Origin of the sequence: Rhodanobacter ginsengisoli, from assembly GCF_042657065.1 — a bacterium.
GTDB classification, from domain to species: domain Bacteria; phylum Pseudomonadota; class Gammaproteobacteria; order Xanthomonadales; family Rhodanobacteraceae; genus Rhodanobacter; species Rhodanobacter ginsengisoli.
On sequence record NZ_JBHSNF010000001.1, the window covers coordinates 1,852,034 to 1,865,825 of the forward strand.

Annotated in this window: 12 protein-coding genes; 5 read left to right on the top strand and 7 right to left on the bottom strand. The window is 67.1% G+C overall.

Going from position 1 to position 13,792, the window contains the following annotated elements; all coding sequences use genetic code 11:
• Window positions 1-138 precede the first annotated feature (138 nt).
• Both smc and zipA read left to right on the top strand, forming a co-directional pair.
• Window positions 139-3,648, top strand: coding sequence for a chromosome segregation protein SMC (gene smc, locus ACFPPA_RS08550; RefSeq protein ID WP_377319204.1), 3,510 nt, complete (start codon window positions 139-141; stop codon window positions 3,646-3,648).
• A gap of 10 nt (window positions 3,649-3,658) precedes the next feature.
• Window positions 3,659-4,633, top strand: coding sequence for a cell division protein ZipA (gene zipA, locus ACFPPA_RS08555; RefSeq protein ID WP_377319206.1), 975 nt, complete (start codon window positions 3,659-3,661; stop codon window positions 4,631-4,633).
• A 42-nt stretch (window positions 4,634-4,675) separates the two neighbouring features.
• Here the strand turns inward: zipA and ACFPPA_RS08560 are convergent, their stop codons facing one another.
• The 7 genes from ACFPPA_RS08560 to hyfB all read right to left on the bottom strand — a co-directional run bounded on the left by ACFPPA_RS08560 (window position 4,676) and on the right by hyfB (window position 12,293).
• The gene (locus ACFPPA_RS08560; RefSeq protein WP_377319208.1) at window positions 4,676-5,029 is read right to left on the bottom strand and encodes a YkgJ family cysteine cluster protein; all 354 of its coding nucleotides are present in this window, start codon (window positions 5,027-5,029) and stop codon (window positions 4,676-4,678) included.
• Window positions 5,030-5,157: 128 nt separating this feature from the next.
• Window positions 5,158-5,670, bottom strand: coding sequence for an NADH-quinone oxidoreductase subunit B family protein (locus tag ACFPPA_RS08565; RefSeq protein WP_377319210.1), 513 nt, complete (start codon window positions 5,668-5,670; stop codon window positions 5,158-5,160).
• 6 nt (window positions 5,671-5,676) lie between these two features.
• The gene (locus ACFPPA_RS08570; protein WP_377319212.1) at window positions 5,677-7,230 is read right to left on the bottom strand and encodes a hydrogenase large subunit; all 1,554 of its coding nucleotides are present in this window, start codon (window positions 7,228-7,230) and stop codon (window positions 5,677-5,679) included.
• Window positions 7,227-8,678: a hydrogenase 4 subunit F gene (locus tag ACFPPA_RS08575; protein ID WP_377319214.1), complete on the bottom strand. Its 1,452-nt coding sequence runs from the start codon at window positions 8,676-8,678 to the stop codon at window positions 7,227-7,229. Before ACFPPA_RS08575 ends, ACFPPA_RS08570 begins: the two co-directional genes overlap by 4 nt.
• A 1-nt stretch (window position 8,679) precedes the next feature.
• The gene (locus tag ACFPPA_RS08580; RefSeq protein WP_377319216.1) at window positions 8,680-9,345 is read right to left on the bottom strand and encodes a formate hydrogenlyase; all 666 of its coding nucleotides are present in this window, start codon (window positions 9,343-9,345) and stop codon (window positions 8,680-8,682) included.
• Between the two features lie 3 nt (window positions 9,346-9,348).
• Window positions 9,349-10,302 carry a respiratory chain complex I subunit 1 family protein gene (locus ACFPPA_RS08585; RefSeq protein ID WP_377319218.1) on the bottom strand — a complete coding sequence of 318 codons (954 nt, stop codon included), beginning with the start codon at window positions 10,300-10,302 and terminating at the stop codon, window positions 9,349-9,351.
• A complete protein-coding gene (gene hyfB / locus ACFPPA_RS08590; RefSeq protein ID WP_377319220.1) occupies window positions 10,299-12,293 on the bottom strand; it encodes a hydrogenase 4 subunit B in 1,995 nt (664 codons plus the stop codon). The genes ACFPPA_RS08585 and hyfB overlap by 4 nt, the downstream gene beginning before the upstream one ends.
• A 127-nt stretch (window positions 12,294-12,420) precedes the next feature.
• On the opposite strand from hyfB, the gene ACFPPA_RS08595 reads away from it, so the two are divergent.
• The 3 genes from ACFPPA_RS08595 (at window position 12,421) to ACFPPA_RS08605 (ending at window position 13,782) form a co-directional block, all read left to right on the top strand.
• The gene (locus tag ACFPPA_RS08595) at window positions 12,421-12,648 is read left to right on the top strand and encodes a ribbon-helix-helix protein, CopG family (RefSeq protein ID WP_377319222.1); all 228 of its coding nucleotides are present in this window, start codon (window positions 12,421-12,423) and stop codon (window positions 12,646-12,648) included.
• The gene (locus ACFPPA_RS08600; RefSeq protein ID WP_377319224.1) at window positions 12,632-13,417 is read left to right on the top strand and encodes a hypothetical protein; all 786 of its coding nucleotides are present in this window, start codon (window positions 12,632-12,634) and stop codon (window positions 13,415-13,417) included. Before ACFPPA_RS08595 ends, ACFPPA_RS08600 begins: the two co-directional genes overlap by 17 nt.
• Window positions 13,418-13,515: 98 nt before the next feature.
• Window positions 13,516-13,782, top strand: a complete 267-nt coding sequence (locus tag ACFPPA_RS08605; protein ID WP_377319226.1) for a DUF2249 domain-containing protein — start codon at window positions 13,516-13,518, stop codon at window positions 13,780-13,782.
• Window positions 13,783-13,792: the final 10 nt, after the last annotated feature.

A 13,792-nucleotide genomic window follows, 5' to 3' on the forward strand; every position in this document is an offset into this window, starting at 1 on the left:
CGATATTTATCAAATATATATTGTGCATTCCTCAAGTAAATTTTTGAAACGAAACGCATTGCAGCCGTGCCCCGCGTTTGGCACAGTGCCTTGTCGCCCCAAACCGCGGGCGTTTACCGATGACCCATTGATGACCGCATGCGCCTGAGCACGATCAAACTCGCCGGTTTCAAGTCCTTCGTGGACCCGACCACCCTGCATTTGCCCAGCAACATGATCGGCGTGGTCGGTCCGAACGGTTGCGGCAAGTCCAACATCATCGACGCGATCCGCTGGGTGATGGGCGAGAGCGCGGCCAGCCGGCTGCGTGGCGATTCGCTGACCGACGTGATCTTCTCCGGCTCCAACACGCGCAAGCCGGTGGGGCAGGCCACGGTCGAGCTGATCTTCGACAACTCCGACGGCTCGATCCAGGGCGAGTACGGCCAGTACGCCGAAATTTCGGTGAAGCGCCAGGTCACCCGCGACGGCCAGTCGGCGTATTACCTCAACGGCGGGCGTTGCCGCCGGCGCGACATCACCGACTTGTTCCTCGGTACCGGCCTGGGCCCGCGCAGCTACTCGATCATCGAGCAGGGCATGATCAGCCAGATCATCGAGGCGCATCCGGAAGAGCTGCGCACGCATCTGGAGGAGGCCGCCGGCATCTCCAAGTACAAGGAGCGGCGCAAGGAGACCGAGAGCCGGATCAAGGCCACCCGCGAGAATCTCGACCGTGTGCGCGACGTCCGCGACGAGGTCGACAAGCAGCTCGAGCATCTCAACCGCCAGGCCCGCGCCGCCGAGCGCTGGAAGGCGCTGAAGGAAGAGCAGACGCGCAAGGAAGCCGAACTGCGTGCGCTGGAATACCGCGGCCTGAAGAGCCAGCACGACGGCGAGGGTGCGGATCTGTCCGCAGCCGAGGTCGAGATCGAGAAACAGCTGGCCGGCCAGCGCCAGATCGAGGCACAGCTGGAGAGTGTGCGCGAACGCCACACCGACGCCAGCGAGCACCTGAACGCGGTGCAGGCCGAGGTGTACAAGGTCGGCGCCGAGATCGCCCGGGTCGAGCAGCAGGTCCGGCACAACCGCGAAAATGCCGATCGCCTGCAGCGTGCCCATGGCGACACCGAGCGCGAGCATGCGGAACTGGCCGCGCACATCGCCACCGATAGCGAGCAGATCGAGACGTTGCGGATGGCGCTGGCCGAAGGCGAGCCGAAGCTCGAAGCCCTGCAGCAGATGCAGGAAGACACCGCCGAGGCCCAGCGCGACACCGAAGCGAAGCTGGCCGACTGGCAGCAGCGCTGGGACAGCCACACCCGCAACGCCGGCGAGTCGAACCGCGCGGCCGAGGTCGAGCGCACCAAGCTCAACTATCTCGATCGCCAGGGCATCGACCTGTCGCGGCGCCGCGAGGTGCTGGAAGCCGAGCAGAAGGCCACCGACGTGGCCGCGCTCGACGCCGCCGGCGAGCAGTTGCACAGCGAACACGACACCCAGCGCGAGCGGGTCGAGACCCTCGGTGTGCTGCTGGACCAGCACAAGAGCAGCCACGAGAAGGTGCAGGAACAGGAGCGCCAGCTGCAGTCGGCATTGAACGAGGCACGCTCGCAACTGCAGACGGCCCGTGGTCGGCATGCCTCGCTGGAAGCGCTGCAGCATGCCGCGCTGGGCCAGGATGAAAGTGCCGCCAGTGCCTGGCTGGACCGGCTGGGGCTGAGCCGGTCGCGCCGCCTCGGCGAATCGCTGCAGGTGGAAGCAGGCTGGGAAACCGCCGTGGAAACCGCCCTGAGCGGCTTCCTGGACAGCGTGCTGGTGGAGGGCTCGCATGCGCTGGCCGCCGAGTTCGGTGCCCTCGACAACGCCGACGTCGCCTTGCTGGATGCCGCCGAGGGCGGCGTCGGCACGGCCGGCACCCTGGCCGCCCATGTGCGCGGGCCGGCTGCCGCCATGGCCATCCTCGGTCATGTGCTGACTGCCGACTCGCTCGATGGCGCCCACCAGCGGGTGGCATCGTTGTCGGCGCTGGCGCCGTACCAGTCGGTGATCACGCCCAGCGGCGAATGGTTGGGTCCGGGTTGGGCACGCGTGCGTCGCGCGCAGGGCAGTCAGGTCGGCGTGCTGGCGCGCGAGCGCGAGCTGCGCGCACTCGGCGAGCAGATCGCCACGCTGGAAGCGCAGCTCGAGGAAGCCGGCGAACAGCTGGAGACCTTGCGCACCAGCAAGTTCGAGACCGAGCGCGCCCGCGACGACGCCCAGCGCGAGCTGTACAACGCGCATCGTCGCCAGTCCGAGCTGGCCGGCCAGCTGCAGAGTCACCGCGGCAAGCTGGAGACCGCCCGCGCCCGCGCCGAGAAGGTCAACGGCGAGCTGGCTGACCTCGCCACCCAGATCGACGAATTACAGGGCCAGACCCGCGAGGCGCGTGCGCGCCTGGACGAGTCCGTGGGCCTGATGGGCGATCTGGAAGATCAGCGCCGCGAGCTGGAGAATGAACGCCGCGCGCTGCTGGAAGCGCGCGAGGAAGCACGCATGAACGCGCGCGAGGCGGCCGACCAGTCGCACTCGCTGGCCCTGTCGCTGGAATCCAAGCGTTCCTCGCTGGCCTCGCTGGAACAGGCGCTGGGCCGCATGGACGCCCAACTGCGCCAGATCGAGGCACGCCGCAACGAGATCAGCGAACAGCTCGCCGCCGGCTCCGATCCGATCGCCGAACTCGAGGCCGAACGGCAGACCTATCTCGAGCAGCGGCTGCTGGTCGACAAGCAGATGGTCGAGGCGCGCCGCGCACTGGAGGATTGCGACCTCGAATTCCGCAAGCTCGAACAGCAGCGCCATCTGGCGGAGCAGGGCTTGTCGGTCCTGCGCGAAGGCCTGTCCGAGAAACGCCTCGCCGCGCAGGCCCTGCAGCTGCGTGCCGAGCAACTGGCCGAGGCGATCAGGGCCTCCGGGCTGGAACTGGAGCCGCTGTTGGCCGAACTGCCCGAGCATGTCGACGCCAGCCAGTGGCGCCAGCAGCTGGGTGACCTCGGCCAGAAGATCGCCCGGCTGGAACCGGTCAACCTGGCCGCGATCCAGGAACACGCCGAGCAGAGCGAGCGCAAGACCTACCTCGACAACCAGCTGGCCGACCTGGTCAGTGCCATGGACACGCTGGAAGGGGCGATCAAGAAGATCGACCGCGAAACCCGCCAGCGCTTCAAGGAAACCTTCGACAAGGTCAACGCCGGCGTGCAGGAGCTGTTCCCGCGCCTGTTCGGCGGCGGCCACGCCTATCTGGAGCTGACCGGCGACGATTTGCTCAATACCGGCGTGTCGATCATGGCGCGCCCGCCGGGCAAGCGCGTCTCCAACATCACCCTGCTGTCCGGCGGCGAGAAGGCACTTACCGCGGTGTCGCTGGTGTTCGCGATCTTCGGCCTCAATCCGGCGCCGTTCTGCCTGCTCGACGAGGTCGACGCGCCGCTGGACGAGGCGAACGTGGGACGCTTCTCCAGCCTGGTGCGCGAGATGAGCGAAAAAGTGCAATTCATCTTCATCAGCCACAACAAGGCCACCATGGAAGCGGCCACCCAGCTTTGCGGCGTGACCATGCGCGAGCCGGGCGTGTCGCGACTGGTGCAGGTGGACCTGGCCGAAGCGGCTAAACTGGCAGGCGCTGCCTGAGGACTTCATGATGACCCTGCAACCCGTGTCCGCCCTTGCCTGGAACCCTGCCGTCGGCATTCCGTTGCTGATTGTCGGCGTGATCGTGCTGGCGCTGATCTGGTTGTTCGGTCAGCCGAAGAAAGAGCAGGGCAAACGCCGCACGGCATCCGGCTCGCATGGCGGCGAGCGCCGCGAGCCCACGGTCGGGGGCTCCAGCCTCGCCGACGATCCGTTCTTCAACAGCGCTGAGGGCAGCCGGCCGGACACCGTGCAGCCGCAGCAGGGCGAGCTCGAGATGGGCTTGCGCGAGGAACTCGAGCGTCTTGGCGCCACGCTGTCCGGTGAGCACGCCGCAGCGAAGCCGAAGACCGGGCTGGTCAGTCATGCGGCCTCGATCGTGAACGCGTTGCGCGCACCCTCCGACAGGGCGGCGGCTGCGCCGGCGCCGGCGCCCGCGCCCGTGCCGGCTGCCGCGAAACCCGAACCGGCGGCTCCCGAACCGACGGCGACCAAACCGCCACCGCGTTCGGACCTGGGCCGGCGCCCGGCGCAACTGCCGGTGGAGCGGATCGTCACCTTGTTCGTGGTGGCGCGTGAAGGCAGCCACTTCGGTGGCCCGGATCTGGTCGTGGCTGCCGAAAAAGCCGGTCTCGAATTCGGCGACATGGGGATTTACCACCGCTTGCTCGATGGCAAGCGCGAGCTGGGGCCGATCTTCAGCGTCGCCAACATGCTCAAGCCCGGCAACTTCGACCTCGCCCGCCTGGATGCGCTGCATACGCCCGGGGTCAGCTTCTTCATGACCTTGCCGGCGCCGCTGCCGGCATTGGATGCGTGGGATGCGATGTTGCCCACCGCCCAGCGCCTGGCCGAACTGCTCGATGGTCAGGTGCTGGACGAGGAGCGCAATGCTCTTGGCCGACAGCGCATCGCGCACATCCGCGACCAGCTGCGCGGCTGGGATCGCGACCACGAAGGCAAGGAAATCATCTTCGGCCGGTGAGTCCGGCGCTTGCTTCCCGGCGAGCGCTTCAACCGCGGGATGTCACAACAGCACTTGCCGCGTGTTGGCAAGAAAGTGATGAATATCCTGTTCCACTTTCGTGTCGATCATGTACACCGGCCGCTTGCCATTGGGGCAGAGCAGCCGTGGCGTGGTGCCGAAAAGCCGGCAAATGAGCGGACGTTCGCCGTACACCTCGCAGCCGTGCTGGCCCAGGTAGGGACAGCTCAGGTTTTCGAGCGCGACAGCGTGCTCGGCCTCGGTCTTGACCGGCAGTCTCGCCACTTCCTCCGCTGAAGCCGTCACCGGTCCGCAACAATCGTGGCAGCCGACGATGCAGCTGAAGGAAGGGATGCGCTGTCGCAGCGCCTCGATTTTCCGGTCATTGGGGGTCACGGTGCATTACTCGTTTGCATGGGCATATTTTCCGGACCTGGCTGTGCCGGTGGCAAGGGGACGCGCAGGTGAAGGGGCCTTGCCGGGCATATCCGGCAGGGTGATCGAGCCGTCCGGCCACGAAAGGTTCAGTGGGCCAGGTGCCGGGTGACCTGAAGCAGGCCGCGCAGGATGGCGAGCGGGGTGGGCGGGCAACCGTTGACCACCGCGTCGACCGGAATCACGTCGCTGATCGGACCGCGCGTGGCGTAACTGGCGCCGAAGATCCCGCCGCAAGCCCCGCATTCACCGACCGCGAGCACCCACTTGGGTTCGGGCATCGCTTCATACGTCCGCTTGAGCGCTTCTTCCATGTTGACCGAGACCGGTCCGGTGACCAGCAGCAGATCGGCATGGCGGGGGCTGGCCACAAAGCGGATGCCCGCGCCTTCCAGGTTGTAGTACGGATTGCCGAGCGCATGGATCTCCAGCTCGCAGCCGTTGCAGGAGCCCGCATCCACATGGCGGATGCACAGGGCCCGCCCGAACACGGCATGCAGCTCGCGCTGGATCGCCGTGGGCTCCGCCTCCGAAGCATCCGGTGCCGGATGCGGTTCGCTCAGGCGACCGACTCGGCGGATGCGTGAAAGGATATCGAACATGCGCGCTTACCCGTCGTGGCCGCTGTAGGAAAGGTTGAATGACTTGTTGATGAGCGGGAAGTCCGGAATGATGTTGCCGAGCATCGCGACCTCGATCAGTGGCCAGTTCTGCCACGAGGGGTCATGCGGATGGCAACGCCGGATGCTGCCCTCGGGCCCCGTCTCCAGCGCCACCATGACCGGACCGCGCCATCCTTCGACCAGGCCCAGTCCCCACTGACCCGCGGGGGCTGCGGGCACGTCGACGGCCAGGGCGCCGGGAGGCAAACTGTCCAGCAACTGCCGGCACAGCCGCAGCGAATCCAGGGTTTCGTCGAAGCGTACCTGGACGCGCGCCGCCACGTCCCCTTCCGGGCGCGTGGCCAGCACCGGCGGACACTGGTCATACGGCGCCCACGGCTGGTCCAGGCGAAGGTCCCGTGGCACGCCGGAGGCGCGGGCGGCCAGGCCGATGGCGCCTAGCCTTCGTGCCTGTTCGAGGGTCAGCCGGCCGGTGCCGAGAAAGCGGTCCTGCACCCCTTCGTGATGGGCATAGATCCCGCGCAGCTCGCGCACGGCGCGTTCGAGCGCCGCGATCTCCTCGATCAGCGTCGGTATCGAGTGCGCCGGCAGGTCGCGGGCGACGCCGCCGGGCACCACCAGATCGAACAGGTAGCGCTGCCCGAAAACCTCCGCGTTATGCCGCAGCAGCTGCTCCTTCAGGCTGGAGAACTGGGTGAGTCCGAAGGCCAGCCCGGCGTCGTTGCCGATGCCGCCCAGATCGCCCAGATGGTTGGCGATGCGCTCGCGCTCCAGCGCCAGCGCGCGCAAGGCAGCAGCGCGCGGCGACGGCACCGTTCCGGTGAGCGACTCCAGGGCCGCGCAGTATGCCCAGCCGAACGCGACGGTCGAATCCCCGCTGACCCGGGCCGCCAGACGATGCCCGTCGCGTTGGGCCAGGGCCTCGAAGCGCTTGGCGACGCCCTTGTGCGTGTAGCCCAGGCGTTCCTCCAGGCGCAGCACTTTTTCACCCACCACGGCGACGTGGAAGCGACCCGGTTCGATGATCCCGGCATGCACCGGCCCCACCGCGACCTCATGCACGCCATCGCCATCGACCGGCACGAACGGATACGCCGCGCTGACCAGCGGGTAGGTTTGCGCCGCACCGACATCGCGGCGCAGCGGAAACACCCGCTCCGGCCAGCCACCATGGCGCAGCCATGCGCGCGTGTCGCCGCCGTCGGCGCGGATCCCGAGCAGGTCGTGCACCGCACGCTGCATGCGGTCGGCCACCGGGAAACGCGATGTCAGGGAAGGATAGACCGCACGTTCGGCGGGCATCGCGTGCTCGACCACCACGATGCGGTCGGGCAGCAGGTAGGCCGCGCGGATGCGCAGGCGCTCATCACGATCGCGATCGTCGCTGCCCCACAGTGCCAGCAGGCTCGCGCCCAGTGCGTGCAGCGCATCGGCCGCCCACGACCAGTGATAGGCGTCAGCCACCACGAGGCAGGCCGACGCGTTGGAGGGCAAGGGCACGCAGGTCGTGTCGAGGAAGTCGGGCAGCATGGTCTTCATCCGATCAACCGCGCCGCCAGGCGATACCACTCGGCAAGCGCAGGCGGCATGTACACGCCGAGCATCAGCACGATCGACACGTGCACGAATACCGGCACCAGTGCGGGCGGATGCGGCAAGCGCCGTGCATCGGTCTCGCCGAACACCATCGGCTGGACTTTGGCGAAGATCGCGGCGAACGCCACGGCCAGGGCGACGAGCAGGAAGGGTGTCGCCCACGGGTGATCGCGCATGGCCGTGATCAGGATCAGGTATTCGCTGGTGAACACGCCGAACGGCGGCATGCCGAGTATCGCCAGCGAGCCCAGCATCAGGCCCCAGCCGACCGAGGGACTCACCGCCAGCAGGCCGCGGATGCCGTCGATGCGCTGCGTGCCCGCGATCTGCGAGGCATGGCCGGCGGTGAAGAATATCGCCGACTTGGTCAACGAGTGCACTGTCATGTGCAGCAGCGCGGCGAAGTTTGCCAGCGGTCCGCCCATGCCGAACGCGAACGTGATGATGCCCATGTGCTCGATCGACGAGTAGCCGAACAGGCGCTTGATGTCGCGCTGACGCCACAGCAGGAACGCCGCCAGCACCGTCGAGAACAGGCCGAAGCCCATGAGCATGCGTCCGGGCAGCGCCGAATGCATCGCGCCGACCGCAAGGATCTTGCAGCGGACCACCGCATACATCGCCACGTTGAGCAGCAGCCCCGACAGCACCGCCGAGACCGGCGTGGGACCCTCGGCGTGGGCATCGGGCAGCCAGTTGTGCAGGGGAGCCAGACCGACCTTGGTGCCGTAGCCGACCAGCAGGAACACGAACGCCAGCCCGATCACCGTTGGATCGAGCTGCCCCTTCACGGCATCGAGATGGGTCCACAGCAGCGCACTCATGCCTTCGGCCCCGAGCAGCCGCTCCGCCGCGAAATACAGCAGGATCGTGCCGAACAGCGCCAGCGCGATCCCGACGCCGCACAGGATGAAGTATTTCCACGCCGCCTCGATGCTGGCGCGGGTGCGGTACAACGACACCAGCAGTACCGTCGACAGCGTCGCCGCCTCCATCGCGACCCACAGCAAGCCCATGTTGTTGGTCGACAGCGCCACCAGCATGGCGGTCATGAACAGCTGGTACATGCTGTGATACAGCCGCAGCCGGCGCGCGTTGAGTCGGCCGTGCTCCTGTTCGATGCGCATGTAGGGTCGCGAGAACACCGCGGTGGTGAAGCCGACCAGCGCGGTCAGCGCGATCAGGAACACGTTGAACGGATCCACGAAGAACTGCTCGCGGGCCACGGTCATCGAGCCCTGGCCGATGATCCTGAGCACCAGCGCCGCGGCGGCGATCAACGTCGCCAGGCTGATCGCGACGTTGAGCTCGGCCGCGCGCCGCTGTGCCCCGGTCAGGGCCAGCAGGATCGCGCCGAACAGAGGGATACCCAGTACCAGCGCAAGCTCCACGTCAGTCCTCCTTGAGTGCTTCGAGCTGATGCAGGTCGAGGCTGTCGAACTGCTCGCGGATCTGGAAGAAGAAGATGCCGAAAATGAACACGCCGACCAGCAGGTCGAGCGCGATGCCCAGCTCGATCACCATCGGCATGCCGTAGGTCGTGCTGTTGGCGGCGAAGAACAGGCCGTTCTCCATGGCCAGGAAGCCGATCACCTGGGTCACCGCCTTGTGCCGGGCAATCATCATCAGGAAGGCCAGCAGGATCACCGCCATCGCAATCCCCAGGGTCTGCCGGGTGACCGTGGTGGCCAGCGAGCTGATCGGCTGGGCCAGCCCGAATGCGAAGATAACCAGGCCGAGCCCGACCAGCATCAGCGTGGGGATGTTCACCAGCGGGTCGCTGTCGCCCTCGATGCCCAGGCGGCGCATCAGCCGCATCAGGATCCACGGCATCAGAAAGACTTTTTCGATCAGGGTCAGTGCAGCGGACCAGTACAGATGCGGCAAGTGCGCGGTGATGGCCACCAGCAGCGTGGACGCGGTCAGCACCACGCCCTGCCAGGCCAGCAGGACGATCAGCCGCCGCGTACGCCGCTGGGCCAGCATGGCGAAAGAGATCATCAGCAGGCCGGCGGCGAGGACATGCAGCAGCTGGGTGGCGAGGTTCAGTGGAGGCATGATTCAGGACCGCAGCAGCAGATGGACGAGCACGCCCAGCACGGCCAGCAGGAACGCCATGCTGAGGAACTCCGGTGCGCGGAAGATGCGCAACTTGGCCGAGACGGTCTCGATCACCGCCAGCACCGCGCCGGCGATGGCCAGCTTGCCGACCAGCCAGGCGACGGCGAGCAGCAGCGGCAGCGGGCCGGACGTGTGCAGGGCGATCCCCCACGGCACGAACAGTGCGAAGCCGATGCACGCGTAGTTGAACAACTTCAGCCAGGACGCCCACTCGATCAGTGCCAGGTGGCGCGCCGAATACTCCAGCAACATCGCCTCGTGGATCATGGTCACTTCGAGGTGAGTGGCCGGGTTGTCGATCGGGATGCGGGCGTTTTCCGCCAGCAGCACCATCACGAAAGCCACGCCGGCGAACGCGAGGCTCGGGTGCAGCGTCAGCCCGCTGGCGTTCAAGGTACCTTCCACCACGGTCGGCAACGCCGTGCTGCCGAACATCAGGAAGGCGTTGAACAGCACCATCAGCAACGCCGGCTCGGCGAGAAAGCCGATCATCATCTCGCGTCGTGCGCCCATGCTGCCGAAGACCGTGCCGATGTCCATCGCGGCCAGCGCGATGAACACGCGGGCCGTCGCGAACAGGCCGACCAGCGCGATCGCGTCGGCCACCCGTGCCATCGGCAGGTCCGTCGTCACCGAGGGAATGATCGCCGCCGCCATCGCCATCGTGCCAAACACGATGTAGGGCGTGGCGCGGAACAAGGGCGAGGCATGCGTGGCCAGCGCGGCATCCTTGCGGAACAGCTTGCGCAAGCTGCGATAGGGCTGGAGCAGGGGCGGGGCCGAGCGGTTCTGCAGCCAGGCCCGGCATTGCGCGATCCAGCCCGCCATCACGGGCGCCAGCGCCACCGCGAGCACGGCGCCGCCCAGCTGGCTGACAAGCGCGAGCGCGTTCACAGGACGAACACCAGCAACACGATCAGGGTCAGGAAGCTGTACAGCAGATAGATGGCCAGACGGCCACGCTGAAGCATGGAAAGCGCATCGGCCAGCCAGGCGACAGCGCGCGCGAGCGGAAGATAGAGCCCGTGCCAGAACCGGTCCTCGATCTGGATGCGGTAGCGCGGGGCCTGGTCGTCCGGCGAGGGAACCTCGCGCTCCATGCGGAAGAACGGCCCGAACATGTGCCGGATCGGCTGGCCGAATCCTTCGGCGGTGTCCTGCATGCGCGGCGTCAGCGCGGGGTAGCCGCAATTCCACGGCGGCGTGCGGCGTACCCGGCCGTGATACAGCCGCCGCACCAGCACGAACATCACGGCGATCACGCCGGCCATGCCCAGCAACAGCCACAGGCCGCTGTAGGAAGCCTGCGTCTGTGCCACCGGGGCGATCCACCATGGCGCCGGTCCGCGCTGGATCACGGTGCCGACCAGCCCCCGGGTCACGGCGGCGGCGGCATCCAGCGCGTATTGCGGGAATACGCCGATGAGGATGCACCCCAACGCCAGCCAGGCGAGTCCCGCGCGTTCGAGCCAGCCGGCGTCGTGGGCCTGCATCAGCGATGGTTCACGCGGCTGGCCCAGAAAGATCACGCCGTAGAACTTGACCATCACGTAGCCGGCGAGCGCCGCGGTCAGGGCCACCAGCGCCGCCCCCAGTGGCACGATCATGTTCACGAACGCATGCGGGATGGATGGCGTCGACAGGAACGCCTGCAGCAGCAGCCACTCGGAAACGAATCCGTTGAGCGGCGGCAACCCGGCCAGGGCCAGGGTGCCGACCAGGGCCAGCGTGGCGACCCAGGGCATCCGGCGGATCAGCCCGCCGAGTTTGCCCAGGCTGCGCTCGTGGGTGGCGTGCAGTACCGATCCCGTGGCGAGGAACAGCAGGCTCTTGAACAGTGCGTGATTGAGCGCGTGCAACAACGCCGCGGTGAGTGCCAGCGCGGCCAGCAGGCGCATCTCGAACGCGTAGCACAGCAGCGCCAGGCCGATGGCGGCGAAGATCAGGCCGACGTTCTCGATCGAGGAATAGGCCAGCAGCCGCTTCATGTCGGTCTGCACCGCGGCGAACACCGCACCGAACAGCGCCGTGCCCAGTCCCAGCGCCAGGGTCAGCATGCCCCACCACCAGGGACCGGCGTGGAGCAGGTCGAAGCTGATCCGCAGCATGCCGTATATCGCTACCTTGAGCATCAGTCCGCTCATCATGGCGGACACCGGCGATGGCGCGGCCGGGTGCGCTTCCGGCAGCCACACGTGCAGGGGCACCAGCCCGGCCTTGGCGCCGAAACCGAACAAGGCCAGCAGGAAGGCCGCCCCGGCCCAGCCCGGCGAGAGCGTGGCGGCACGCATCGAGTCGAACGTCATCAGCCAGCTGCCGCCATGCAACACGCCGAAGCAAAGCAACAGCGCCAGTGCTCCCACGTGCGCCATCAGCAGGTACAGGAAGCCGGCGCGCTGGATTTCCGGGATGCGGTGCTGGGTCGTCACCAGGAAGTACGAGCTGAGCGCCATCGTCTCCCACGCCACCATGAATAGGTAGGCGTCGTCGGCGAGGACGACCATCGTCATGCTGGCCAGAAACGTGTGGTACTGCAGGCAGAGCAGGCCCGGCGAAGTGCCTTCGCCGGCACGGAAATAGCCGGCCGCGAATACCGATATGCCGGCGCCCACGGCACCGAGCAGGAACACGAAGAATCCCGACAGGGCATCGAGGCGGAGATGGAACGGCAAGTCCGGCAGCCCGAGGGGCAATACCGCGTGTTCCACCGCGAATCCGTCGGACAACGCGAACAACCCGATCAGCGCGACGCCCAGCGCGATCAGCGCACCGAGGGGAAACAGCGTGCGGGCCACCCAGCCCATGCGCTGGGGCTGCGCAAGTCCCAGCACGCCGACCACCAGCCAGGCGGCGACAAGGCCCAGCAGCGCGGTGAGCGGAGACATGCCCGCCCATCCGCTCATTCTGGCGACACCCATGGGATGCCGCGGCCCATTCGCGCTGCCGGTGCAATTATCATGATAATCGTATTATCATTGAAGTTGATCAAAGTGTAAGGCTGATGATACTCATATGCCAATCGAAAATCGCACCGCCCGCCTGACCATCCTGATCGATCCGCGCAAGAAGGCGGTCTTCGAGCGTCTGTGTGCCGGGGAAGACGCGACGTCATCGCAGGTCGTGCGCCGGTTGATCCGGGAGTACATCGAACGCCGGCTGGGGCGCCCCTGGCACCCCGAGGACGACCCTGCCGAATTGTCGATACCGACGTCGGGGAGGCCACATGGCCGTGCACGATAAGAGTGCCCGGACGTCGGAGCGCAGGGGCGCAGCCCCCGGAAAGGCCTCGCCACCGACCCTGACCGGACTGGGTCCGGAGCAGGTCGCCTTCCTGGGCGAATCGGCGGTGGAAAACGTATTCGTGCAGGTGCTGTGCTGGCCCACGATCTCGGCTGCATGGGCAACGCTCAGCGAAGCCCACGCAGCGATGCGCAGCGTGCGGGGCGGTTTGTCGATGGCCAGCGCAGTGGCAGGGACATCTTGGGTGCAAGACGTGGCGCCGCAGCTCAGTCGGCCGCTTCAGCGTGAGCTGGGTGCCGCCGAGAGCACGCTGGCGACCCTGATCGGTCGCTTGCCGGTGCGGTTCGCGATCGCCGTGGTGGAGCATGAGGTCAGCCAGCGCCAGGGCTCCGACGCGGTGCGCTACCGTTCGCTGTTCTCCGGCTGTCTGACGGCCTACGACACCTACCTGAAGGCTTCCAGCCAGCGTGCCGTCCGGGTGATGATCGCGCCCGACCAGGGCGATGCGAAAAATGATCTGCGCTCCGCGGTCTATGGAGACATGCTGCCGCACATGGATGGCGCGGATCGCCTGGGTGCCCTGGAACTCGCGTTCTGGCCCCAGGGCGCGCCACCGCTGCCGATGGAAGTGACACAACTGGCCGCGGCCGCCGTCAGCCGGCATCTGCGGGAGCCGACGCTGGCCAACCCGCTGTTCGAGGTCGTACGCGCACAACTGGCGCCACCCTCGCATTTCCACGGACTCGGCGGAAGAACAGGGCGTCGCTGAACGTTCGCGTGCACGATGGCTGTCATCTGATCCAGGTCAGTGTGCGGCAGGGCAGGCGGCGTATGTTCGAGGCTCCCTTCTCAATGCCTGTTACCGCCATGTCCCTGGAAATCCCCACCGAACCCAACGTCCATCTGTTCGACGCCCGTGGCGTCTCGCGGCGCTTCCGTCATTCGGCGATCTTCGGTGCCATCGGTGTCCTGCGCTCCGGTGAAACGATGCGCTTCGTGAATGATCACGACCCGATTCCGCTGATCGCCCAGCTGCGCGACCGCCTGGGTGACCACCTGATGGTTACCTATCGGCAGCGCGGTGCGGATGGCATCGTGATCGACTTCGGCATCTCGGGCCTGCCGGCCGAGTGACGCGGTCGCC

Coding starts and splice junctions, on each gene's coding strand:
- smc (WP_377319204.1), top strand. CDS start 139: ATGCGCCTGAGCACGATCAAACTCGCCGGTTTCAAGTCCTTCGTGGAC.
- zipA (WP_377319206.1), top strand. CDS start 3,659: ATGACCCTGCAACCCGTGTCCGCCCTTGCCTGGAACCCTGCCGTCGGC.
- ACFPPA_RS08565 (WP_377319210.1), bottom strand. CDS start 5,670: ATGTTCGATATCCTTTCACGCATCCGCCGAGTCGGTCGCCTGAGCGAA.
- ACFPPA_RS08570 (WP_377319212.1), bottom strand. CDS start 7,230: ATGAAGACCATGCTGCCCGACTTCCTCGACACGACCTGCGTGCCCTTG.
- ACFPPA_RS08580 (WP_377319216.1), bottom strand. CDS start 9,345: ATGCCTCCACTGAACCTCGCCACCCAGCTGCTGCATGTCCTCGCCGCC.
- hyfB (WP_377319220.1), bottom strand. CDS start 12,293: ATGTCTCCGCTCACCGCGCTGCTGGGCCTTGTCGCCGCCTGGCTGGTG.
- ACFPPA_RS08595 (WP_377319222.1), top strand. CDS start 12,421: ATGCCAATCGAAAATCGCACCGCCCGCCTGACCATCCTGATCGATCCG.
- ACFPPA_RS08600 (WP_377319224.1), top strand. CDS start 12,632: ATGGCCGTGCACGATAAGAGTGCCCGGACGTCGGAGCGCAGGGGCGCA.
- ACFPPA_RS08605 (WP_377319226.1), top strand. CDS start 13,516: ATGTCCCTGGAAATCCCCACCGAACCCAACGTCCATCTGTTCGACGCC.